The organism is Nocardioides hwasunensis (genome assembly GCF_014779665.1).
Lineage (GTDB): Bacteria > Actinomycetota > Actinomycetes > Propionibacteriales > Nocardioidaceae > Nocardioides > Nocardioides hwasunensis.
Genome location: NZ_JACXYY010000002.1, coordinates 128633 through 148781, shown reverse-complemented (window position 1 = coordinate 148781; position 20149 = coordinate 128633). Strand labels below are relative to the sequence as shown.

At 72.0% G+C, this 20149-nt stretch carries 23 protein-coding genes; 11 read left to right on the top strand and 12 right to left on the bottom strand.

Going from position 1 to position 20149, the window contains the following annotated elements; genetic code table 11:
- Positions 1-86: 86 nt before the first annotated feature.
- On the bottom strand, positions 87-572 hold the full coding sequence (locus IEZ25_RS04695; protein WP_191198262.1) for a CarD family transcriptional regulator: 486 nt from the start codon (positions 570-572) through the stop codon (positions 87-89).
- A gap of 167 nt (positions 573-739) precedes the next feature.
- Here IEZ25_RS04695 and IEZ25_RS04690 point away from each other — a divergent pair, with 167 nt between their 5' ends.
- From IEZ25_RS04690 to IEZ25_RS04680, 3 genes are read left to right on the top strand one after another with little or no spacing between them, the layout of a single operon-like run.
- Positions 740-1438: a UbiA family prenyltransferase gene (locus tag IEZ25_RS04690; protein WP_191198261.1), complete on the top strand. Its 699-nt coding sequence runs from the start codon at positions 740-742 to the stop codon at positions 1436-1438.
- A gap of 21 nt (positions 1439-1459) precedes the next feature.
- Positions 1460-1930 carry a hypothetical protein gene (locus IEZ25_RS04685; protein ID WP_191198260.1) on the top strand — a complete coding sequence of 157 codons (471 nt, stop codon included), beginning with the start codon at positions 1460-1462 and terminating at the stop codon, positions 1928-1930.
- Positions 1927-2670, top strand: a complete 744-nt coding sequence (locus IEZ25_RS04680) for a phosphoglyceromutase (RefSeq protein ID WP_191198259.1) — start codon at positions 1927-1929, stop codon at positions 2668-2670. The genes IEZ25_RS04685 and IEZ25_RS04680 overlap by 4 nt, the downstream gene beginning before the upstream one ends.
- A gap of 236 nt (positions 2671-2906) precedes the next feature.
- Here IEZ25_RS04680 and phoU read toward each other — a convergent pair whose 3' ends face one another.
- Positions 2907-3557: a phosphate signaling complex protein PhoU gene (gene phoU, locus IEZ25_RS04675; protein ID WP_191198258.1), complete on the bottom strand. Its 651-nt coding sequence runs from the start codon at positions 3555-3557 to the stop codon at positions 2907-2909.
- 121 nt (positions 3558-3678) lie between these two features.
- Here phoU and IEZ25_RS04670 point away from each other — a divergent pair, with 121 nt between their 5' ends.
- From IEZ25_RS04670 to IEZ25_RS04660, 3 genes are all read left to right on the top strand, one after another.
- Positions 3679-4917: a sensor histidine kinase gene (locus IEZ25_RS04670; protein ID WP_191198257.1), complete on the top strand. Its 1239-nt coding sequence runs from the start codon at positions 3679-3681 to the stop codon at positions 4915-4917.
- Positions 4914-5591 carry a response regulator transcription factor gene (locus IEZ25_RS04665; protein ID WP_191198256.1) on the top strand — a complete coding sequence of 226 codons (678 nt, stop codon included), beginning with the start codon at positions 4914-4916 and terminating at the stop codon, positions 5589-5591. The genes IEZ25_RS04670 and IEZ25_RS04665 overlap by 4 nt, the downstream gene beginning before the upstream one ends.
- Before the next feature lie 227 nt (positions 5592-5818).
- Positions 5819-6727 (top strand): DMT family transporter, encoded by a 909-nt coding sequence (locus IEZ25_RS04660; protein WP_318152045.1) that lies wholly within the window; start codon positions 5819-5821, stop codon positions 6725-6727.
- Between the two features lie 33 nt (positions 6728-6760).
- On the opposite strand, the gene IEZ25_RS04655 is transcribed toward IEZ25_RS04660, so the two are convergent.
- The 4 genes from IEZ25_RS04655 to IEZ25_RS04640 all read right to left on the bottom strand — a co-directional run bounded on the left by IEZ25_RS04655 (position 6761) and on the right by IEZ25_RS04640 (position 9926).
- Positions 6761-7276: a type III secretion system chaperone family protein gene (locus IEZ25_RS04655; RefSeq protein ID WP_191198255.1), complete on the bottom strand. Its 516-nt coding sequence runs from the start codon at positions 7274-7276 to the stop codon at positions 6761-6763.
- Positions 7273-8529, bottom strand: coding sequence for a D-inositol-3-phosphate glycosyltransferase (gene mshA / locus IEZ25_RS04650; protein WP_318152044.1), 1257 nt, complete (start codon positions 8527-8529; stop codon positions 7273-7275). The genes IEZ25_RS04655 and mshA overlap by 4 nt, the downstream gene beginning before the upstream one ends.
- Positions 8530-8634: 105 nt before the next feature.
- Positions 8635-9009 carry a hypothetical protein gene (locus tag IEZ25_RS04645; RefSeq protein ID WP_191198253.1) on the bottom strand — a complete coding sequence of 125 codons (375 nt, stop codon included), beginning with the start codon at positions 9007-9009 and terminating at the stop codon, positions 8635-8637.
- 38 nt (positions 9010-9047) lie between these two features.
- Entirely contained in the window at positions 9048-9926 is an 879-nt protein-coding gene (locus tag IEZ25_RS04640; RefSeq protein WP_191198252.1) for an RNase H family protein, read from the bottom strand.
- Between the two features lie 41 nt (positions 9927-9967).
- Here IEZ25_RS04640 and IEZ25_RS04635 point away from each other — a divergent pair, with 41 nt between their 5' ends.
- Both IEZ25_RS04635 and IEZ25_RS04630 read left to right on the top strand, forming a co-directional pair.
- Complete coding sequence (locus IEZ25_RS04635) at positions 9968-10723, top strand: SDR family NAD(P)-dependent oxidoreductase (protein WP_191198251.1); 756 nt, start codon at positions 9968-9970, stop codon at positions 10721-10723.
- Positions 10724-10740: 17 nt separating this feature from the next.
- A complete protein-coding gene (locus IEZ25_RS04630) occupies positions 10741-11430 on the top strand; it encodes an aspartate/glutamate racemase family protein (protein ID WP_191198250.1) in 690 nt (229 codons plus the stop codon).
- A 115-nt stretch (positions 11431-11545) separates the two neighbouring features.
- Here the strand turns inward: IEZ25_RS04630 and IEZ25_RS04625 are convergent, their stop codons facing one another.
- The gene (locus IEZ25_RS04625; RefSeq protein ID WP_191198249.1) at positions 11546-12424 is read right to left on the bottom strand and encodes a hypothetical protein; all 879 of its coding nucleotides are present in this window, start codon (positions 12422-12424) and stop codon (positions 11546-11548) included.
- Between the two features lie 143 nt (positions 12425-12567).
- Here IEZ25_RS04625 and IEZ25_RS04620 point away from each other — a divergent pair, with 143 nt between their 5' ends.
- Both IEZ25_RS04620 and IEZ25_RS04615 read left to right on the top strand, forming a co-directional pair.
- Entirely contained in the window at positions 12568-13962 is a 1395-nt protein-coding gene (locus tag IEZ25_RS04620) for an OFA family MFS transporter (protein ID WP_224748488.1), read from the top strand.
- Positions 13959-14099 (top strand): MFS transporter small subunit, encoded by a 141-nt coding sequence (locus IEZ25_RS04615; RefSeq protein WP_191198247.1) that lies wholly within the window; start codon positions 13959-13961, stop codon positions 14097-14099. Before IEZ25_RS04620 ends, IEZ25_RS04615 begins: the two co-directional genes overlap by 4 nt.
- Before the next feature lie 18 nt (positions 14100-14117).
- Here IEZ25_RS04615 and IEZ25_RS04610 read toward each other — a convergent pair whose 3' ends face one another.
- Positions 14118-15338: a class I SAM-dependent methyltransferase gene (locus IEZ25_RS04610; RefSeq protein WP_191198246.1), complete on the bottom strand. Its 1221-nt coding sequence runs from the start codon at positions 15336-15338 to the stop codon at positions 14118-14120.
- Positions 15339-15462: 124 nt separating this feature from the next.
- Entirely contained in the window at positions 15463-16353 is an 891-nt protein-coding gene (locus IEZ25_RS04605; protein WP_191198245.1) for an NUDIX domain-containing protein, read from the bottom strand.
- Positions 16354-16384: 31 nt separating this feature from the next.
- Here IEZ25_RS04605 and IEZ25_RS04600 point away from each other — a divergent pair, with 31 nt between their 5' ends.
- Positions 16385-17407, top strand: coding sequence for an acyltransferase family protein (locus tag IEZ25_RS04600; protein WP_191198244.1), 1023 nt, complete (start codon positions 16385-16387; stop codon positions 17405-17407).
- Here IEZ25_RS04600 and IEZ25_RS04595 read toward each other — a convergent pair.
- From IEZ25_RS04595 to IEZ25_RS04585, 3 genes are all read right to left on the bottom strand, one after another.
- The gene (locus IEZ25_RS04595) at positions 17382-18167 is read right to left on the bottom strand and encodes a lysophospholipid acyltransferase family protein (RefSeq protein ID WP_191198243.1); all 786 of its coding nucleotides are present in this window, start codon (positions 18165-18167) and stop codon (positions 17382-17384) included. The two genes, IEZ25_RS04600 and IEZ25_RS04595, sit on opposite strands and share 26 nt — an antisense overlap.
- Positions 18168-18228: 61 nt before the next feature.
- Positions 18229-19509, bottom strand: a complete 1281-nt coding sequence (locus IEZ25_RS04590; RefSeq protein ID WP_191198242.1) for a geranylgeranyl reductase family protein — start codon at positions 19507-19509, stop codon at positions 18229-18231.
- Between the two features lie 70 nt (positions 19510-19579).
- Positions 19580-20134: a DUF4232 domain-containing protein gene (locus IEZ25_RS04585; protein WP_191198241.1), complete on the bottom strand. Its 555-nt coding sequence runs from the start codon at positions 20132-20134 to the stop codon at positions 19580-19582.
- Between the last annotated feature and the right edge of the window lie 15 nt (positions 20135-20149).

Below are 20149 nucleotides of genomic sequence, written 5' to 3'. Positions count from 1 at the left end.
CTATCCCCCGAGGGGCCACAGACGACTCGACCCCCGGCGCGGGACGTGCGCCGGGGGTCGATCTGTCGTGCTGGGTGCTGCGAGCCTCAGGAGGCGAGGACCTCGTCGAGGGTGGCCTCGGCCTTGTCCTCGTTGGTCTTCTCGGCCAGGGCCAGCTCGGAGACGAGGATCTGGCGAGCCTTGGCCAGCATCCGCTTCTCACCGGCCGACAGGCCACGGTCACGCTCGCGGCGCCACAGGTCGCGCACGACCTCGGACACCTTCATGACGTCGCCGGAGTGCAGCTTCTCGAGATTCGCCTTGTAGCGACGCGACCAGTTGGTCGGCTCCTCGACGTGAGCAGCTCGCAGCACGTCGAAGACGCGGTCGAGACCCTCCTTGTCGACGACGTCGCGGACTCCGACGAGGTCGAGGTTGCAGGCCGGGACGCGCACGACCAGGTCCTGCTGGGCGACGATCCTGAGGACGAGGTACTGCCGGTCCTCTCCCTTGATCTGCCGCATCTCGATGTCCTCGATGACAGCGGCCCCGTGATTGGGATAGACGACCGTTTCGCCGACGGTGAAAGTCATATGTTTAGTTCCCCTTCCTAGGTGTCCATTCTAACACGGGTTCGAATGGGCTCCTTTCGCGTTTCCGCAGGTCAGAGGCCACTTCCGGGCTTGACAGATCGCCGGTTCCGTGGTCGTGCACCCGGCCTGCGCCACTGCGGAGGCAGCCCTGGGACATACTTCGGGCCATGCCGACGACCCCGGCGCTGCTCCTCCTGCGGGCCGCGCACCCGCGCCAGGCGCTGGGCACCGCGGCCGCCCTCGCGGTCGCCGCCGCAGCCGCCGGGCGCCCGCTCCGGGAGGTCGCCCTGGTGGCGCTCACCGTGCTCGTCGGACAGGCGATCCTCGGGTGGGCCGACGACCTCGCCGACCGGGCACGCGACCGTCGCCACCGGCCCGACAAGCCGCTCAGCGGCGAGGTGCTCGACACGGGGACCGTCTGGTTCGCGGTGGCGTGCGCGGCGCTGCTCGTCGTACCCCTGTCCGTGGCCAACGGTCGAGAGTCCGCGGCGGCGTACCTCGCCCTCCTGCTGGTCTCCGTGGTCGGCGACCGGCTCCTGCACGCCCGGCCGCTGTCCTTCGTGCCCTGGATGGCCGGCTTCGCGCTCTACCCCGCCTTCCTCTCCTACGGCGGCTGGAACGGCACGGGGGCGACGACGCCGCCGACCGCCGCGATGGTGGTGCTCGCCGCGGCGCTGGGTCTGTGCGTGCACGTCCTCCTCGCCCTGCCCGGCCTCGTGCACGACCACGAGGAGGGCGAGCGCTCGCTCCCGCTGCTCCTGGCGCTGCGCACCGGCACCCCCCGGATGCTCGTGATCGCGAGCGTCTGCACCGCCCTCGTGGTGGTCGGCATCCTCATCGCAGGGCGGACGGTCGGACTGACCTGAGGCGACGCTAGGCTGTGCGCCATGCGACTCCGATCCATCGCGACCGCCGCCGCGGTTCTCGCGCTCGCCGCCCCGCTCTCCTCCTGTGGCTTCGACTACGCCACGGAGCGGGACTACACCCCCGCCGGTGGCGCCAACAACCGTGAGGGGGTCATCGACGTGCTCTCGGCCGTCGTGGTCTCGGCGTCCGATGGGTCCGGCACCTTCGTCGCCTCGCTGGCCAACAACGACGCCGACGAGGAGCAGACCTTCACCGGCGTCGCGGGCCAGGACGACACCGTCGCACCCGCCGACTTCGAGCCGATCGCGGTCGCCGCGGGCGGCCTGGTCAACCTGGCCGACCCGCCGGCCGACATCATCCTGACCGGCGACTTCGGCGCCGGCGACTTCGTCCCGCTGGCCTTCGACTTCGGCAACGGCGAGCGGGTCACGCTCAACGTCCCCGTCGTCTCCGACGAGACGGGCTACTGGAAGGGCATGGACGCCTCATGACCTACACCCTGGTCCTGCTCCGTCACGGCGAGAGCGACTGGAACGCCAAGAACCTCTTCACCGGGTGGGTCGACGTGGCCCTCACCGAGAAGGGTGAGGGGGAGGCGGTCCGCGGGGGCCAGCTGCTCCGCGAGGCGGACGTGCTGCCCGACGTCGTGCACACCTCGCTCCAGCGCCGCGCGATCAACACCGCCGCACTGGCCCTCGACGCGGCGGACCGCCACTGGATCCCGGTCAAGCGCAGCTGGCGGCTCAACGAGCGCCACTACGGAGCCCTGCAGGGCAAGGACAAGAAGCAGACGCTCGACGAGTACGGCGAGGAGCAGTTCATGCTCTGGCGCCGCTCCTTCGACACCCCGCCGCCGCCGCTCGACGACTCCGACGAGTTCTCGCAGGCAGGCGATCCGCGCTACGCCGACCTCGGCGACGAGCTCCCCCGCACCGAGTGCCTCAAGGATGTCATCGCCCGCTTCCTCCCCTACTGGGAGAGCGACATCGTCACGGACCTGAAGGACGGCAAGACGGTGCTGGTGGCCGCCCACGGCAACAGCCTGCGCGCGCTGGTCAAGCACCTGGACCAGATCAGCGACGAGGACATCGCCGGCCTCAACATCCCCACCGGCATGCCGCTCGTCTACGAGCTCGACGAGGACCTGCGCCCCACCGTCGCCGGTGGCCGGTACCTCGACCCGGAGGCCGCCGCGGCCGCAGCCGCAGCCGTCGCCAACCAGGGTCGCTGAGCTCAGACGAGCAGCCGGGCACCACGCCCAGCCACCCGCGTACGCCATGATCGTGGAACGTCCGAGCCACCCTGTGGCTCACCGGCTCCACGAACGGTCGGCCTGCGCCCACGCCGGCTGGAGTCTCCGGATATCCGGTGACTCCACCGGGGTCGTGGAGTCCGCGAGTCACTCAGTGACTCACCGACTCCACGATGTCCCGTTCCCGCCGCCGCGCGACGGGCGCCAGGAGCCGGTCAGTCGCGCGCCGGGACCTCGCCGGTGACCACGAAGACGACGCGGTTCGCGACCGACACCGAGTGGTCGGCGATGCGCTCGTAGTAGCGCCCGAGCAGCGCGATGTCGACGGCCGCCTCGACGCCGTGCTGCCAGTCGGCGGAGAGCAGCTCGGTGAAGCTGCGGCGGCGCAGCTGGTCCATCACCTCGTCGTCACGGCCGAGCTCGATGGCCGCCTCGACGTCGCGCTCGATGATGATCCCGCGCACCCGGCGCACCATGTCCTCGGCCGTCTCTGCCATCCGCTCCATGGTGGGCCGGAGCTCGTCGGGCACGGCCACGGCCGGCACGCGCAGACGCGCGATCTTCGCGACGTGCACCGACAGGTCGCCCATCCGCTCGAGCTCGCTGACCATCCGCAGCGCGGAGACGATGACGCGCAGGTCACCCGCGACGGGCTGCTGCAGGGAGAGCAGGGAGAAGGCCGTGTCGTCCACCCGCTCGCGGGCGGCGTCGATCGCCTTGTCGTTGCCGATCACCTGGTCGGCGGTGTGGATGTCACCGGTCATCAGGGCCTTGGTGGCCTCGCGGACTGCCACCTCGACCTGCCCGCAGATCTCGGACAGGTCGGCGAAGATGCCGTCGAGCTGGTCATGGAAAGCCTCACGCATGCCCACCACCCTAGGCAGCCAAGACGAACGCTCGTGGGTGCCCGATGAACGCCCGATGAACAGTCGGTGCCCGCTGTCCAGCGGGACTGGCCGGGGACATCGGATGCGTACGATGGTGAGCGTGGATCCGACGATGCAGGCCGGGTTGGCCGCGATCATCGGGGCCATCGTGGCCGGTGGCGCAGTGCTCGCCTGGCACATCAGCGACCGCCAGCGTCACACCCTCCCCGCGCAGGACGAGCCGGTGGTCCAGGCCGGGGTCGCCGCGGTGCTCAGCATCCTGCGCTCGAGCGCGGTCGTCGTCGACCAGTCCGACCACGTGCTCAAGGCCTCCGCGCCGGCGTACGCCTTCGGGCTGGTGCGCGGCAACACCGTCGTCGTGCCCGAGCTGCTCGAGGTCGTCGCACTCGTGCGCCGCGACGGCCAGATCCGCGAGAGCGAGATCGAGATGCCGGCCGCCGACGGCGGGTTCGGACGCACCCTGACCGCACGCGTCGCCCCGCTCGGCGCGCGGCTGGTGTTGGCCCTGGTCGAGGACCGCACCCGAGAGCGCCGGGTCGAGGCCGTGCGCCGCGACTTCGTGGCCAACGTCAGCCACGAGCTCAAGACACCGGTCGGCGCGATCCGCCTGCTCGCCGAGGCCGTGACCGACGCCTCCGACGACCCCGAGGCCGTGCAGCGCTTCGCCAACCGGATGCTCAAGGAGAGCGACCGTCTCTCCAAGCTCGTGCAGCAGATCATCGAGCTCTCCCGCCTCCAGGGGCACGACCCCCTCGAGACGCCGGTGATGGTCGACCTCGACGCCGCCGTGGCGACTGCGGTCGACACCAGCGCCATGGAGGCCGCCGCCAAGCAGATCTCGGTCGAGTCCCGCGGCGAGCACGGCCTCGAGGTCTTCGGCTCGCAGGAGCAGATCGGCGCCGCCGTCAGCAACCTGGTCGCCAACGCCGTGGCCTACTCCAACAGCGGCTCGCGGGTGGTCGTCACCACCCGCTCCGAGGGCGAGCAGGTCCAGGTCTCGGTCGTCGACCAGGGCATCGGCATCCCGGCCGAGGATATCGACCGCATCTTCGAGCGGTTCTACCGCGTCGACCCCGCACGCCACCGCTCCACCGGCGGCACCGGGCTCGGCCTGGCGATCGTCAAGCACGTCGCCGCCACCCACGGCGGCGACATCTCGGTGTGGTCCGTCCAGGGCCAGGGCTCGACGTTCACCCTCACGCTTCCCCGCAACCCCGAGCCCGGTCAGTCACTGGGCCGCCCGAGCACCCCGGTCGAGGTCGTCGCACCCGCGACGTCCGCCAGCGGATCCGCGACCGGGTCCACCACGCGCACGAACCAGCAGGAGATCAAGAGATGACCCGGGTACTCGTCGTCGAGGACGAAGAGAGCTACAGCGACGCGCTCGCCTACATGCTCCGCAAGGAGGGCTACGAGGTGGTCATCGCCGCCGACGGCAACACCGCCCTCACCGAGTTCGACCGCTTCGGCCCCGACATCGTCCTCCTCGACCTGATGCTGCCGGGCGTCCCCGGCACGGAGGTGTGCCGCCAGATCAGGCAGACCTCGTCGGTCCCGGTGATCATGGTCAGCGCCAAGGACGACGAGGTCGACAAGGTGGTCGGCCTCGAGCTCGGCGCCGACGACTACGTCACCAAGCCCTACTCCCCGCGCGAGCTGGTCGCCCGGATCCGCGCGGTGCTCCGTCGCGGCCAGGAGCCCGACCTGATGCCCGACACCCTCGAGGCCGGTCCGGTCCGCATGGACGTCGAGCGCCACGTGGTGACCGTCGACGGCAGTGAGCAGCGCCTGCCGCTCAAGGAGTTCGAGCTCCTCGAGATGTTCCTGCGCAACCCGGGCCGGGTGCTCACCCGCGGCCAGCTCATCGACCGGGTCTGGGGCTCCGACTACGTCGGCGACACCAAGACCCTCGACGTGCACGTCAAGCGGCTGCGCGCCAAGCTCGAGCCCGACCCGGGCGAGCCGAAGTACCTCGTCACCGTCCGCGGCCTGGGCTACAAGCTGGACCTCTGACCGCAGGGAAGAGGTCCAGCGCGCCGTGCCGGGCCGTCGCGCGCGACGAGCGAGCACGCCGCGTGCGCCCGGACAGATCGAGCAGCCCTGCTGCGAGGCACGAGGCAGCGACGGCGTGTCGAGATCTACCCCGACCAGACCGTAGGACGACCGCACGCGGCGGGATGTCGTCGTACGGCGTCCGAAATGCGCTGGCACGCAGTCATGACCGTACCTAGCCTTGACCCGTGACGACCACGCGCACCGACCACGACTCCGCGACCGCTGCTCCCCCGGCCTGGCTGCCGGTGACGGCGGGCGCGGTCACGCTGGTCCTGTGGGCCTCGGCGTTCGTCGTCATCCGTCACGTGGCGCACGACGTGAGCCCCGGCGCGCTCGGATCCGGCCGCCTGGTCGTGGCCGCGCTCGTGATGCTGCCGCTGGTGCTGCGTCGCGGCTGGGTGCGTCCCACCCGACGCGAGTGGGCCCTGCTGGCACTGGGGGGTGTCGGCTGGTTCGGCGTCTACAACCTCGCCCTCAACGCCGGCGAGCGGCACGTCGACGCCGGCACCGCCGCGATGATCATCCAGATCGGCCCCGTGATCGTGGCGCTGCTCGCGATCCCGCTCTTCGGCGAGGTGCTGCACCGCTGGCTCGTCGCGGGCATGCTCGTGGGCTTCGCCGGGGTGGCGGTGATCGCCCGCGGGTCCTCGAGCGATGCCGATGCGAGCCTGCTCGGCGTGGTGCTCGTGCTCGTCGCCGCGGCGATGTACGCCGTCGGGGTGCTGACCCAGAAGGTCCTGCTGCGCCGCATCCCGTCCGTCCAGGTGGTGCTGGTCTCGTTCCTGATCGGCGCGGTGACCTGCCTGCCGTTCTCCGGCGACCTGCCGGGCATCGTGGCCGACGGTGGCCCGGAGCTCTGGTGGATCGTCTACCTCGGCGTCTTCCCGACGGCGATCGCCTTCACCACGTGGGCGTTCGCGCTCACGCACACCGACGCGGGCGCGCTGTCGCTGACGACCTTCCTGGTCCCGCTGATCGCGACCCTGATCGCCTGGCTCACGATCGACGAGGTGCCGCCGTCGCTGACGTTCGTCGGAGGCGCACTGGCGATCGCAGGGGTGCTGATGACCCGACGGAGGCCACGGGTCTCGTGACGGGCGCGGGGCGCCCTCCTCGACCAACGGCGGTCAGTCGGTGTCGGGATCCTTGCCCGCCTCGAGCCAGCCCCGGAAGGCCTCGAGGTTGCGGGTCGACTCACCGCGCGAGATCCGCCACTCCCACTCCTTGCGGATGGAGGAGGCGAACCCGAGCTCGAGGATCGCGTTGAACGACTCGTCGGCGTTGGCCAGCACCGAGCCCAGGATCCGGTCGAGCTCGTCGGCGGCGACCGCGGCGAGCGGGAGCCGCGCCTCGAGGTAGATGTCACCGTGCCGGTCGACGGCGAAGGAGACGGCGTACATCCGCAGGTTGCGCTCGAGCAGCCAGCGGTGCACGCGGGAGTGGTTCTCGTCGGGGTTGCGGCACACGAAGGCGTGCACGCCGAGGGCGTGCGCGCCCACGTCGAGCCGCACCGGCGTCTGGAGCTTCTTCTCGCCCGGGAGCGTCAGCGAGAAGCTGGTGCCCTCGACACCCTCGCGACTGGTCTCCTGGTGCTCGATCTCGTTGTCGGCGAGGTAGGACCGGACGATGTCGACGGCACTCATGAGGCCATCTCAGCACGCATCCGGCCGGCCGCCCGCTGGTAGGCGGCGAGGGTCAGCTCGGCGGTGTGCTCCCAGGAGAACTCCTGGGCGTGGGCGACGGCACCCCGACCGAGGCGCTCGGCGAGCGTCGGGTCGTCGATGAGGCGACGCAGGCTGGCCGCCCAGTCGCGCGGCTCGTGGGTGTCGACGAGCAGGCCGCTCACCCCGTCGCGCACCACGGTCGTCAGACCGCCGACGGCGGCGGCGACCACGGGCGTGCCGGTGGCCTGCGCCTCGACGGCCACCAGCCCGAAGGACTCGTTGTAGGACGGCACGGCCACCGCGGTCGCCGCGGACGCCCACACGGCGAGGTCGCCCTGGGTCACCGGCGGGACGAACCGGACGACGTCCTCGATGCCCAGGTCCGCGGCCAGGTCGGCCAGCGCCGACGGGTGCTCGAGGCCCGAGCCGGACGGCCCGCCCACGACGGGTACGACGAGCCGGTGCCGCAGCGACGGGTCGTCCCGCAGCAGCACCTCGACCGCGCGGAGGAGCACGTCGGGGGCCTTGAGCGGCTGGATCCGGCCGGCGAAGAGCAGCACGACCGCGTCCTCGGGCAGGTCGAGGGAGCGGCGGGACTCGCGGCGGTCGCGCGGGGTGAAGACGGTGAGATCGACGCCCGGGTGGATCACCTCGACCGCGTCGGGGCTGGCGCCGTAGAGGTCGACGAGCTCGCGGGCCTCGGCGTCGGTGTTCGCGACGAGCAGGTCGGCCGCCTCGACGACCTGCTCCTCGCCGATCACCCGCGAGACGGGCTCGGGGGTGTCGCCGACGGCGAGCGCGGCGTTCTTGACCTTGGCCATGGTGTGCATCGAGTGCACGAGCGGCACGTTCCACCGGTCGCGCGCGAGCGCACCGACCTGCCCGGAGAGCCAGTAGTGCGAGTGCACGGCGGTGTAGTGGCCGAGCGGCTGCATGGCCTCGGTGCGGAGCACCTCGCGGGCGAAGGTGCACAGCTGGCCGGGGAGCTCGCCCTTGGTGAGCCCCTCGAAGGGGCCGGCGGCCACGTGGTGCACCAGCACGCCGTCGGCCGCCTCGACGACCTGCGGCAGGGTCGAGGACGTGGCGCGGGTGAAGACGTCGACGGCGATGCCCTGCGCTGCCAGCCTGCGGGAGAGCTCGATGACGTAGACGTTCATCCCGCCCGCGTCACCGGTCCCGGGCTGGTCCAGGGGTGAGGTGTGCAGGCTGATCATCGCCACGCGCTCGCCCACCGCTGCCTCCTTCGTGCACATCTGTCTCAGCGCCCGGGAGAGCGCACCTCCGGTGCAACTGCGCCGCCGGCCCCGGGATTCCCGGGTCCTCACCCGGAGGAGGGGTCAGCGGGCGTGCGCGCCCTGGGCCGGACGTCCTCCCGCGCCGCTGGAGCGACTGCGCAGCAGCGAGGCACCTCCGGCGGCGAGGGCGAGGATGCCCCACACGCCGTCGTACCAGTGAGTCGCCGCGGGTCGGAACGCCTCGACGAGCGAGACCACCAGCAGGCCGGAGGCGAGGCCGACGACGATGCGCATGCCCACGGCGTCGCTCTTGACCAGGCTGGTGCCGAAGACCGCAGCAGCCACGACCAGCGCGGCGAAGCCGACGAGGAACAGGGTGCGGGAGAGCGGGTCGTCACCGCCGCCGAGCACGGCGTGGAGGACCCACAGGGCTCCGCCGAGGACGGCAGCGGTCGCTGCGAGCTTCGCTGGAGGCATCCCGCGATGATGCCACGGCGCGACGGGCGCGCTCCAGCTCACCGTTCGTCGGTGCCCTGGTGGAAGCGCTGCTGCCACCGACCGCGCGAGCGGACCCACAGGCTGCTGCGCAGTGTCGACCGACCGTCGGCGAGCGCCCGCCACACGAGCAGGATCGTGTCGGCGTCGACGCGATCGAGGGTGACCACGTCGAGGGTGACGGGCTCGCCCGGGGCGATGGCCTCGAGCATGTCGTCGCGGCTCCAGAGCCGTCCCGACCGGCCGATCTCCTGCCACGCAGGGTGGAGCAGCGCGGCGACCGCGGCACGGTCCCCGCGCACCTCGTCGGTGAGCAGGGCGCGCTCCAGGGCGACCACGTGCTCCTCGTCGGTGGTCGGCCCCACGTCCTCGAGGTCGCTGAACAGGTCGGGCTCCTCCTCGACCTGACCGACCGCGGCGGCCGGGTGGGCGGTGCTGCTGCCGGCGAAGCCGGGGCCTGCCTCGGCCTCGACCCCGCGCTTGTACGCCGAGGCGGCGGCGTTGGCGCGCCGGTCGGCTGCCTCGTTGAGCTCGTGACCGGCGTGGCCCTTGACCCACTCGAACTCGACCCGGCGTCCCTGCATGGCCTCGTCGAGCGCCTTCATCAGCTCGACGTTGAGCACCGGCTTGCCGTCGCTCTTCTTCCAGCCCTTGCGCTTCCAGTTCTTCATCCACTTGGTGATCGAGTCGATGACGTACTTGCTGTCGCAGATGACGTGCAGGTCGTCGTCGATGTGGGCGGTCTGCTGGAGCAGGTCGAGGACCGCCATCAGCTCGCCCATGTTGTTGGTGCCACGCGGCCAGCCGCCGGATGCCCAGCAGTCGTCGTCGACGTACCACGCCCATCCGGCCGGACCGGGGTTGCCGAGTGCCGAACCGTCGGCTGCCGCGATGATCACCCCGTCATTGTTCCAGCACGGGATCTTGGCAGGATGGGCGCATGAGCAACGACCTGCCCCAGGCCCGCACCGCCGTCGTCACCGGCGCCTCCAGCGGCATCGGCGCCGCCTCGGCCCGCGCCCTCGCCGCCCAGGGCTTCCGGGTCGTCTGCGCGGCCCGCCGCACCGACCGCATCGAGGAGCTGGCCGCGGAGATCGGCGGTGAGGCGATCACCTGCGACATCACCGACCAGGAGTCGGTCGACGCGCTGGCGGCCGCGGTGCCGACCTGCCACGTGCTGGTCAACAACGCCGGCGGCGCGATCGGCACCGACCGGGTCGACGACGCCGACCTCGATGGCTGGCGATGGATGTACGACGTCAACGTCCTCGGGCTGGTCCGGGTGACCAAGGCACTGCTGCCCGCACTGCGCGCCAGCGGTGACGCCGTGATCGTGAACCTCGGCTCGACGGCCGGTCGCTGGGCCTACGAGGGTGGCGCCGGCTACACCACCGCCAAGCACGCGGTGAAGGTCGTCTCCGAGACGCTGCGGCTCGAGCTCAACGGCGAGCCGATCCGCATCTGCGAGGTCGCCCCCGGCATGGTGCGCACCGACGAGTTCGCGCTGGTCCGCTTCGGCGGCGACCAGGCCAGGGCCGACGCGGTGTACGCCGGTGTCGACCAGCCGCTGCTCGCCGAGGACGTCGCCGACGCGGTGGCCTGGGTCGCGACGCGTCCCTCCCACGTCGACATCGACGAGATCGTGATCAAGCCCCGTGCCCAGGCTGCGGCACACAAGGTGCACCGCAGGGAGTAGATGGCAGACTTCCGCGCGTGAAGACCATCGGACTCGTCGGCGGGATGAGCTGGGAGAGCAGCGCGGCCTACTACCGCGACCTCAACCTCGGGATGCGCGAGCGCCTCGGCGGGCTGTCCTCGCCGAAGCTGGCCCTGACCACGGTCGACTTCGCCGAGGTGACCCACCTCGAGGACGAGGAGCAGTGGGACCAGGTCGGCACGCTGCTGGCCGACGCCGCCCGCGGCGTCGAACGCGCCGGCGCCGACTTCCTGCTGCTGTGCACCACCACGTTCCACAAGGTCGCCGACCAGGTCGAGGAGGCCGTCGACATCCCCGTGCTGCACCTCGCCGACGTGGTCGCCGAGGCGGTCCGCGCCGCGGGGATCTCGACCGTCGGCCTCATCGGCACGAAGGTCGCGATGTCGGAGTCGTTCTTCACCGACCGGCTCGAGGGCCACGGCCTGAGCGTGGTCGTCCCCGACGCGCGTCACCACGACCTCCTCAACGACGCCATCTACGAGGAGCTCGTCCACGGCGTCGTGCTCCCCCGCACCCGCAGCCGTGTGGTCGCCATCATCGAGGAGCTCTGGGACGCGGGCGCCGGTGGTGTGCTGCTCGGCTGCACCGAGCTCGAGCTGCTGGTCAAGCAGGCCGACGTCGAGCTGCCCGTCTTCCCCTGCACGACCCTGCACGTCCAGGCCGCGCTGGACGCCGCACTCGCCTGAGGCCGCCGGACCCGCCGACCCTGGCGGCGTACGACACCCGCGACGCCCGATCTGATGTCGCGCGCCGCCACCCTCACCCGATCAGCGCCGCCGGCCCACGGGCTGGCCGACCTGCTCAACCGACGGACAGCGGGAGCCCCCGGGCGAGCGCGAGCCAGCGGAGCGCCGTCCAGGCCGGCGAGCCGAGGTCGGTCGTGCGCGCCTCGGGTGGGAGCGGGACCCGGAGCACCTCCGACCGCGCGCCCTCGGTGCTGAGCAGCAGGCCACTGCCGGCGAGCGCGATGCCCTCGCCCTGGTCCTGCCGCGGCAGCGTCCACGAGGCCACCTGCTCCCACGAGGGGTGGGCCGCCAGGTGGGCGCTGGAGTAGGTCCGCATCACGACCCCGCCACCGCCGGGGAGGAAGGTCGCGTCCGTCACGATGCCCGGCGCCTGCCCCACCTCGACCAGCGGGTTGGGCCGGTCGGCACGCAACCTCGGTGGGGCGGCGTACACGCTGCCGGCGAAGACGCCCTTGGTGATCACGAAAAGGCGTCCGGTGAGCGGGTGCCGGACCAGTGCCTCGGCGTCGCGGGCCCCGTCGGGGTAGACGAGCTCGTACGCCTCCGGGTCGACCGTGCGGTCTCCCCTGCCCACCGGCACCCGGAGCACCGAGACCGAGTCGCGCACGCGGCGGTTGTCGCCGGTGTCGGCGACCCACACGTGCCCCGCGCCGGCCGGCGCCAGGGCCTCGACGTCGACGGGGTCCGGGCTCCACGATGTCACCCCGACGGTCTCGCCACTGGTCGGGTCGACCACGAACACGCGCCCGGAGTCACCGGAGTCGTTGACCGTGACGACGAGCCCGTCGACGACGACCAGGCCGCTCGACTCCACGACGTCGGGGTCGCCGAAGCGGAACACGGGGTCCGCAGGCACGTCCGGGGAGCCGGAGGCAGCACCCAGCAGGAAGGGCAGGGCCACGACCGTCGCCGCCGCCAGCCGTCTCGCTCCCACACGGCCACGGTAGCCGGGGACGTCCTCGCGGACCGTTGGTCGTGCCTGACCTACCGCTCGTCGTGCCACCCCTACGCGTAGGTGACAGATCAATCACCCGTCCGTAGCGTGGCGAGAGGTTCTCTCTCGCGGAAAGGATGCGCATGTCGCGTCTCGACAAGTCGGCGATCGTCGCCGGACCGGGCTACAGCCGTTGGCTGATCCCACCCGCCGCACTGGCGGTCCATCTCTCGATCGGGCAGGTCTACGCCTTCTCGGTGTTCAAGAACTCCCTGGTCGACAGCTTCGACACCAGCCTCACGGCGATCGGCTGGGTGTTCTCGATCGCGATCGTGATGCTCGGTCTCTCGGCCGCCGTGCTCGGCACGTGGGTGGAGCGCTCCGGTCCGCGCAAGGCGATGCTCGCTGCTGCGCTGTGCTGGGGCGTCGGCTTCATGATCGGCTCGGCCGGCATCGCGACCTCGCAGCTGTGGCTGCTCTACCTCGGCTACGGCGTCATCGGCGGCATCGGCCTGGGCATCGGCTACATCTCCCCGGTGTCCACGCTGATCAAGTGGTTCCCCGACCGTCCGGGTCTGGCCACCGGCATGGCGATCATGGGCTTCGGCGGCGGTGCGCTCATCGCCTCCCCGCTCTCCAACCGCCTGATGGGGATGTACGACCCCAGCTTCGCGCCGACGGAGCCGGGCGCGGTGGCCTCCGGGTCGGCCCTGGCCCAGACGTTCGTCACGCTCGGCGTGGTCTACACCGTGTTCATGCTGATCGGCGCGGCGCTGATCCGGGTGCCACCGGGCCACGGCGACGACACGACGGCGGAGCACTCCCCCGGCACCAACGGCGCGCTCGTGCGGGCCTCGAAGGCGATCCGCACGCGCCAGTTCTGGTTCCTGTGGGTCGTGCTCTTCTGCAACGTCACCGCGGGCATCGGCATCCTCGAGCAGGCCGCCCCGATGATCCAGGACTTCTTCCGCGACAACGGCACGAGCTCGGTCTCGGCCGCTGCGGCGGGTGGCTTCGTCGGCGTGCTGTCGCTGGCCAACATGCTCGGCCGCATCGCGTGGTCCAGCCTCTCGGACCGCATCGGCCGCAAGCCGACGTACGTCATGTACCTCGGCGTGGGCGCGGTGCTCTACCTGCTGCTCGCCCTCTTCGGCAGCAGCTCGACCGTCGTCTTCGTGGTCCTCGCCGTGGTGATCCTGTCCTACTACGGCGGTGGCTTCGCGACCGTCCCGGCCTACCTCAAGGACCTGTTCGGCACCCTCGAGGTCGGCGCCATCCACGGTCGCCTGCTCACGGCCTGGGCCGCGGCCGGCGTCGCCGGCCCGCTCATCGTCAACGGCATCCTCGACCGCATCGGTGAGCCCGGGAACCTCGTGGCCTCCGACTACCGTCCCGCGCTGCTGACGATGGTCGGCGTGCTCGCGGTCGGCTTCGTGGCCAACCTGATGATCAGGCCGGTCGACGAGAGCCACTTCGACCAGGAGGCGAACTCCGCCAACGAGGACCGCATCTCCAAGCGCCAGGAGGCGAGCCGATGAGCACCGACGAGACCACCGCCGACACGACCACCACGAGCCCGATCCTGATCGCCCTGGCCTGGCTGATGGTGGGCATCCCGCTCGCCTACGGACTCTGGCAGACGATCGACCGCGCCTCGGCGCTGTTCACCGGCTGAGGGTCGAGCGCCGACCGGTCACCGGCCGAGCAGCTCCGCCAGCTTCGGACGTACGCCCCATGCGACCGCCAGGTCGTGTGGGGCGTCGTGCGTCGCGGCCTCGCTCGCCTCGCCCACCCGGACGGCGCGGATGAGCGTGTTGCGGGGCGTGTGGGCGCTCTCGACGAACTGCACCACGTCCACGCGGTAGCCCAGCCCCCGGAGGAGCTCGGCGCGCAGGGCGTCGGTCAGCGTGTCCGCGAGCCGCTCACGCAGGATCCCGTCGCGGGTCAGCGCCGCGTAGGGCGCAGGCGGCGGGGCCTTGCGCAGCTGGCTGGCGATGTCGTGGTGGCAGCACGGCGCCGCGAGCACCAGCGGCGCCCCCCACTCGACGGCGCGGGCCAGCGCGTCGTCCGTGGCGGTGTCGCAGGCGTGCAGCGCGAGCACGACGTCGGGCGCGAGCTCGAGCGAGGCGTCGGAGATGGTGCCGACGACGAAGTCGGTCTCGATGCCGAGCTCGGCGGCGATCCGGGAGTTGTGGTCGGCCGACTGCTGGCGGACGTCGACGCCGGTCATCCGGACCGGCAGGCCGCGCCCGCCCGCCTCGACCGGGCCGGTGAGGAGCTGGTGGGCGGCGAAGGTGAGGTAGGCGTTGCCGCACCCGAGGTCGACGACGCGGAGCGGGTCGTCGGCCGTGGGCGTGCGCAGGTGCCCCTTGGCCAGGCCGTCGGTCAGGCTCGCGTCGAGCAGCCGCAGGAACTCCTCGACCTGGCGGTACTTCGCCTGCCGGCTCGGCTTGACCCGTCCCTGGGCGTCGCTGATACCGAGCGCGACGAGGGCCGGGTCGTCCTCACGCAGCAACCGGTCCTTGTCACGGTCGTGGTCGCGCGAGACCTCGACCGGCTCCGCACGCGTCGACGTGTGGAGCATCGGCACACCCTTCTTGGTCACCCGGAGCTGGTGGGTCTCCGTCGCGGTGTCCACGTGCCAGTTGGCGAAGGGTTGGGCCAGCAGGCCGTCCACCGCGGCGGCGGCCGCGTCGCCGAGCAGGTGGTTGGTGGTGTGCGCCTGCACGGCGTCGTACGACACCACCTGCAGGTGGCGGCCACCCTTGAGGTCGACGACCCGCAGCTCCACGCGGCGGACCTCGCGACCCTCCACGACCGGTGCCGGCTGTCCCTTGCGCCGCCCGCTGGCCAGGGCGCGCACCAGGTGGTCGGTCTCGAGGATGGCAGCGCGGAGCTGCGCCCACTCGCTCACAGGACGGCGGCGACGACGACGATGACGAGGAGGGCCACCAGCGCCACCGGGATCACGAGGCGACGCTGACGGGGATTCACCTCGTCAGTCTAGGTGGCGCGGTCGCAGGAGGTGCGGTCACGGCTCAGGCCTCGCCCAGGGCCAGGGCGTGGATGACCACGTCGAGGACCGGGACCTGACCCGAGTCGACCGCGGAGAGGTCGACCCACGCCACCTCGTCGGTGGTGCCGCCGACGTCCTGGACCTGCGGCTCACCGTCGGCGACGCTCGCGCGGAAGATCAGGTGGATGCCGTGGTAGTCCTCGATCCGGCCGGAGGGCGCATGCCCGGCGAAGTGGGTGTCGTGCACCCCGAGCAGGTCGCCGACCCGGCAGGTGAGCCCGCACTCCTCCTCGACCTCGCGCGCGAGCGCGTCCGACGGGTGCTCGCCGTGGTCGACGCCACCCCCGGGCAGCGTCCACCGGCCGGGGTGGGCCGCGCGGGGCGAGAGCCGCGTCAGCAGGACCTGCTCGGGGCGGGTGACGAGCGCGTAGGCGGCGACGCGCTGCAGCCGGAACGGCTGGTGGTCGACCAGCGCGTCGGTGACCTGTGCGGCCACCGGGACGGCGCCCGACGCGACGTCCTCCAGCGCGTGCCAGGCGGCCTCGGCCGTGGAGCCGTCGACCTCGACCACGTGCGGCACCGGCGCGTCGGCGGGCACGCAGGCGTCGTACACGATCCGGATGGCGTGCGCGTCCACCAGCCGGCCGTCTCGGGTGGCCCGGGGCAGGTGGGCGCTGTAGACGTGGGCCGTCTCGCCCACCGTCGCGTCGAGCCCGGTCTCCTCGTGGATCTCGCGGACCAGCGCCGCGCGCGGGTCCTCGCCGTGGTCGACACCGCCTCCCGGCAGGGTCCACAGCTCGGTGCGCGAGACCTTCGGCGCGAGCCGGCTCAGGAGGATCTCGACACGTCCCTCACGCTCGCGGAGCACCACGGCGTACGCGGCCACTCGCTGTCGTCTCGGGAGGGAGCTCATGGGCCCAACCTAGTGAAGTACGGTGTCCGCCGTGGCTCCCCCGTCCCGTGATCCGTGGCTCGACAACGTCAAGATGGTCCTGGTCACCCTGGTCGTCATCGGGCACGCGATCAGCCTCGCCGAGTCGACCGCCGGCAGCCACTGGGTCTACGACTTCATCTACCTCTGGCACATCCCTGCGTTCGTCTTCGTGAGCGGCTACCTGTCGAAGTCGTTCGAGTGGGACCGGCGCCGGTTGAAGAACCTCGTCTACACGCTCCTGGTCCCCTACCTGCTCTTCGAGCCGGCCCTGTTCTACTTCCGCAGGTACGTCGCCGACGAGGGCGTGCAGGGCCCGCTGTGGCTCGTCCCGCACTGGACCATGTGGTACCTCATCGTGCTGCTCATGTGGCGCCTGATCACGCCGATCCTCAAGCTGCACTGGCTCTTCCTGCCGCTGTCGGTGATCGTCAGCCTGCTCGGCGGGCTCTGGACCGACGACACCCTGATGATCCCGCGGTTCCTCGGCCTCCTGCCGTTCTTCGTGCTCGGCCTCCACCTCAAGCCGCGACACCTCAAGCACCTCGACGACATGTGGGTGCGCCTCGCCGCGGTCCCGATGCTCATCGGGATCGGCGTCATGGCGGCCTACACCGACACCTGGGCCGCGGCCGCGCTGCTCTGGTACGACACCGGCTACGCCGACATCCCGATCGACAACGAGGTCGTCTTCCAGACCAGGCTGACCGTGATGATGGTCGGCCTCGTGGGCGCGTTCGCGGCGATGTCGCTGGTGCCCCGGCGCAACCTCGGCTGGTTCACCACGATGGGCACGGCCACGCTGGTGGTCTACCTCTTCCACGGCTTCGTCATCAAGACCGTCAAGGCCCTCGGCTGGCCCGACTTCACCGCGCAGCACGCCGTGCTCGGGCTGGTGCTCACCGTGCTGGGCGCGGTCGGTCTCGCGCTGCTGCTGGCCAGCCCGCCCGTGCGCCGCGTGCTGGAGCCGTTCACCAACCCGCTGGGGTGGATCGAGGCCAGGCGACGCGCTAGCAAGGCCCCCACGTCGGGCTGATCGCCGAGCGCGGCACGATGTCGAGATGGGCCGCCTCCGCGCGCGTCGGGGCGTGGCCGCCGAGGTGCGCCGGGTGCCACGGGGCGCACTCGCCCGGCCGCGGCTGGTGGTGCGGGAGGCGCTGGAGTGCCTCGAGCTGGTCGGTCAGCAGGTGGCCGAGCCGGCGGGTCCACTCGGTCAGGTCCTCACCCCGGGCCACCGTCAGCGGGGCCCCGAAGTCGACGTCGACGCGGCGCCCGCGCGTCAGGTCGGGTCGAGGCTCCCTGCCGTGCTCGTCGGGGACCCCGACGGAGTAGATCCGCTGCGCACCCCACAGGGCGACCGGCACCACCGGCGCACCGGTCTCCTGGGCCAGCGCCGCCACGCCGCGCATGAGCGAGCGGACCGTGTAGGAGTAGCTGATCCCGGCCTCGGGGAACGCGCAGACGGCCTCGCCCTCGTCCAGCAGCCGGCGTGCCATGACGTACGCCGCTGCGGGTGCCTTGCGGTCGACCGGGATGTGGCGCATCGAGACCATCGCCCGGGACAGACCGCGCATGCCCCACGGCTCGTGGCGCGACATGAAGCGGATGTAGCGACGCACCGGTCGTGCGGCGGCCTGGATGAAGAGGAAGTCGGGATAGGACACGTGGGTGGCGGCGAGGATCACCGGACCGCTCCGGGGCAGGTGCTCGAGGCCCGTCCAGCTCATCCGCACGTCGAGCAGCCGCAGCGCGGTGCGACCCACGAGGTTGGTCGCGCGGTAGACGTGCTCGTTCACGCCCGTGGTTCGGCGCCAGCTCCGGGCCGGATCGGACCAGCGCGTCACTCGACGTCCCCGCTCACGAGAACGGAGGCCTCGCGTCGCGCGCGATCGACCGCCTGCCCGCCCAGCGCCAGACCCGGGCGGCGCGATCACGGTCGGCGTCGTCGACCAGGTTGCCCATCCACCGCAGGGCCAGCGTCATCAGCCAGTCCGAGCGCATGCCGGCCGGACCGAGCGCTGCGACCACCTTCGGCTGGGTCGCGATGCCGGCCAGGCGACGGGCGATGGAGAAGGACTCGCCGTAGTGCTCGAGGAGCGTGGCGCGCCAGGCCTCGCCCAGACCGGTGCCGCTGGAGATGTGCTCGGCGACCAGGCGTCCGGTCTCCAGGCCGTAGTCGATGCCCTCGCCGTTGAGCGGGTTCACGCATGCGGCGGCGTCCCCGATGAGGGCCCAGTTGGGGCCGGCGACGTTGGACACCGCGCCGCCCATCGGCAGCAGCGCCGAGGTCGGCATCCGCAGCTCGCCCGAGAGCCCGAAGTCCGTGCCGATGGTGTCGGCATAGGTCTGCATCAGCGGCTTGATGGCCACCTCGGCCGGTCGCCTGCTGGTCGCGAGGGTGCCGGCGCCGAGGTTCACCGTGCCGTCGCCGAGCGGGAAGATCCAGCCGTAGCCCGACACCAGCTCGTCGCGCTCGTCGCGCAGCTCGAGGTGCGAGCTGATCCACGGGTCGTCCGACATGACGGAGTCGACGTAGGAGCGCCCCGCGACGGCGTAGACCGTGTCGCGGTGCCACTCTCGCCCGAGCACCTTGCCGAGCGGCGACCGGACGCCGTCGGCCACCACGAGCCAGCGGCAGGCGATCTCGAACGTGCCGTCGTCCCCACCGTCGTCGGTCGCGGCGCGAGCCTGCGAGCCTCGAAACCTGACCGCCGCCACCCGCTCGCCCTCACGTCGTACGCCGACCGCGCGGGCGCCCTCGACCCCGACGGCCCCGCTGTCGAGGGCCACCGTGCGCAGGTGGTCGTCGAGCTCGGTGCGCGCGACCGCCGAACCCCAGTCGGGCAGGGATCCGCCCGGCCAGGGCAGCAGCAGGGTCTGGCCGAAGCCGTGGGCGCGGAGCCCCTGGTTGACGGTGTGGGACCGGAGCCAGTCCTCGAGGCCGAGCTTCTGCATCTCGCCGATGGCACGCGGGGTCAGGCCGTCGCCGCAGGTCTTGTCGCGCGGGAAGGTCGCGGCGTCCGCGAGCACCACGTCGAGCCCGGCGCGGGCCGCCCACGCCGCAGCAGCCGACCCCGCGGGGCCGGCGCCGACGACGAGCACGTCGGTCGAGGCGGGACGCGGGGTGGGCGGTGTCACGCGGCGGATTGTGTCAGATGACGCCTCGGGTCAGGAAAGCCGCACGGGTGCCGGCGACGGCACCGCCGGCTCAGCGGTGGAACGGCTTGTGCGAGAGGAGGTGCACGGCGTCGTTGCGGCAGCCCGTGGTCGGGCGCGCGACGAACTGCGAGCGCGTGGAGTCCGGCACATAGACCCGGAAGCCGTCGACCGGGGTCGGGCGGCACCTGGCCCGCGGGTAGTTCTGCGCCACGGTCTCCGAGATCTCGCTGCGGGCCCGCTCCCCCGGCTGCAGCACGACGCGCCGGGCCTGCCCCGGATCGCGGTCGGCAGCGGCGCCGACCTGGGTGCCGTCACCTCCGCCGACGTACGACAGCCCGCCGTAGCCCTGCACCACGCAGGTGCGGTCGGAGACGTTGCGCAGCCGGATCACGCCGAAGCGGTGCCCGGTCGCGGCGTCGCGCGCGCGGTAGTCGGCGCGCAGGTCGGCACTGCGGCACTCGGGCACCGCGCTCGACGAGCTGGGGGCGGACACGGCCGCCGCCTGCGCCGGCGGCGCGCCGTTCAGGTGGAGCGAGGCGGCCAGCGCGAAGCCGCAGAGGGCGAGCATGGACCACAGGGACCGGTGCCAGAGCGATCGAGCCATGTCCTCCAGTGTGCG

Bases quoted from the DNA above. Each gene is read 5' to 3' on its own strand.
- IEZ25_RS04695 (WP_191198262.1), bottom strand. From the start codon at position 572: ATGACTTTCACCGTCGGCGAAACGGTCGTCTATCCCAATCACGGGGCC.
- IEZ25_RS04690 (WP_191198261.1), top strand. From the start codon at position 740: ATGCCGACGACCCCGGCGCTGCTCCTCCTGCGGGCCGCGCACCCGCGC.
- IEZ25_RS04685 (WP_191198260.1), top strand. From the start codon at position 1,460: ATGCGACTCCGATCCATCGCGACCGCCGCCGCGGTTCTCGCGCTCGCC.
- IEZ25_RS04680 (WP_191198259.1), top strand. From the start codon at position 1,927: ATGACCTACACCCTGGTCCTGCTCCGTCACGGCGAGAGCGACTGGAAC.
- phoU (WP_191198258.1), bottom strand. From the start codon at position 3,557: ATGCGTGAGGCTTTCCATGACCAGCTCGACGGCATCTTCGCCGACCTG.
- IEZ25_RS04665 (WP_191198256.1), top strand. From the start codon at position 4,914: ATGACCCGGGTACTCGTCGTCGAGGACGAAGAGAGCTACAGCGACGCG.
- IEZ25_RS04655 (WP_191198255.1), bottom strand. From the start codon at position 7,276: ATGAGTGCCGTCGACATCGTCCGGTCCTACCTCGCCGACAACGAGATC.
- IEZ25_RS04645 (WP_191198253.1), bottom strand. From the start codon at position 9,009: ATGCCTCCAGCGAAGCTCGCAGCGACCGCTGCCGTCCTCGGCGGAGCC.
- IEZ25_RS04635 (WP_191198251.1), top strand. From the start codon at position 9,968: ATGAGCAACGACCTGCCCCAGGCCCGCACCGCCGTCGTCACCGGCGCC.
- IEZ25_RS04620 (WP_224748488.1), top strand. From the start codon at position 12,568: ATGTCGCGTCTCGACAAGTCGGCGATCGTCGCCGGACCGGGCTACAGC.
- IEZ25_RS04615 (WP_191198247.1), top strand. From the start codon at position 13,959: ATGAGCACCGACGAGACCACCGCCGACACGACCACCACGAGCCCGATC.
- IEZ25_RS04605 (WP_191198245.1), bottom strand. From the start codon at position 16,353: ATGAGCTCCCTCCCGAGACGACAGCGAGTGGCCGCGTACGCCGTGGTG.
- IEZ25_RS04585 (WP_191198241.1), bottom strand. From the start codon at position 20,134: ATGGCTCGATCGCTCTGGCACCGGTCCCTGTGGTCCATGCTCGCCCTC.